The organism is Aeromonas sp. 604176 (assembly GCF_049170755.1).
In the GTDB taxonomy this organism is placed as follows: Bacteria; Pseudomonadota; Gammaproteobacteria; order Enterobacterales; family Aeromonadaceae; genus Aeromonas; species Aeromonas veronii_A.
Genome location: NZ_JAAKNE010000258.1, coordinates 1 through 1,198 on the forward strand (window position 1 = coordinate 1; position 1,198 = coordinate 1,198).

Genomic DNA, 1,198 nt, shown 5'->3' on the forward strand with positions numbered 1-1,198 from the left:
GGTAATCCCCCCATTTTTTGGAGCACTCAAAAGTAGAGGTCATGCGGCCTGTGCCAAGCGCTGTTTCGGCGTGTAGCCGCCCAGCGCCATATTGGGCCGCTCATGGTTATAAACCCACAGCCAGTTCGTGGCAAATTCCTGTAACTCATTCAGTGACTCAAACAGGTAATGGCCCAACCAGTCGTAACGCACAGTGCGGTTAAATCGCTCTATGTAGGCATTCTGCTGCGGGTTGCCTGGCTGGATATACCTCAGCGCAATCCTCTTCTGCTGCGCCCATTGCTTGAGCTCTTCGCTGATGTATTCCGGACCATTATCACAGCGGATTGCGGCTGGTTTGCCCCGCCACTCGATGACCTGCTCCAGCACCCGTTTGACTCGCGAGGCAGGCAAGGAAAAATCCACCTCGATGCACAGTGCTTCGCGATTGAAGTCATCGATCACATTAAACAACCGCACCGAACGACCATCGCTGAGCTGGTCATGCATAAAGTCCATCGACCAACAGTGATTCGGTTGGTCAGGGACTGCCAACGGCTCCGGCTTGGCCCGCACTAGCCGCTTCTTGGGTTTTATCCGCAGATTGAGCTCTAGCGCCCGATAGATCCGGTAGACCCGCTTGTGGTTCCAGCCAAAGCCTTTGACGTTACGCAGGTACAGGAAGCACAGTCCGAAACCCCAGTTGCGCTGGTTGGCGGTGAGGCGCAGCAGCCAGTCGGCAATCTCCTGGTTTTCATCAGCCAGCACGGGCTGATAACGGTAGCAACCCTCGCTCACCTTGAACACCTGGCAAGCCAGACGGATAGAAATGGCGTAATGAGCCACAGCCTTGGTCGCCATCTCCCTGCGGGCAGATGGCGTCACCACTTTTTTGCCATCGCCTCGGAGATGATCTCAGCCTTTAGGCGCTCCTCGGCATACATCTTCTTAAGGCGACGATTTTCCTCTTCCAGCTCTTTGAGGCGCGCCATGAGAGAGGCATCCATGCCACCGAATTTGGAGCGCCACTTGTAGAAGGTGGCGGAGCTGATGCCATGCTCACGGCAGAGCTCAGGGACGGGTGAACCAGACTCGGCCTGCTTGAGGATGGCGATGATCTGTGCATCGCTAAAGCGTGATGTTTTCATGTAGAACCTCCTGCGTTCAAGATACGAGAAAATTCTACTTATGAGCACCTCAGTTTTTCGGGGGGATTACC

Annotated in this window: 1 protein-coding gene; it reads right to left on the reverse strand. The window is 55.0% G+C overall.

The features are described 5' to 3' along the window. Positions 1-39: 39 nt before the first annotated feature. Positions 40-1,127, reverse strand: a protein-coding gene (locus G5358_RS21160; RefSeq protein WP_088821966.1) for an IS3-like element ISAs22 family transposase whose coding sequence is annotated in 2 segments (ribosomal slippage) — positions 40-875 and positions 875-1,127 — 1,089 coding nt in all. Because the reading frame shifts where the segments join, the coding sequence is not laid out codon by codon here. Between the last annotated feature and the right edge of the window lie 71 nt (positions 1,128-1,198).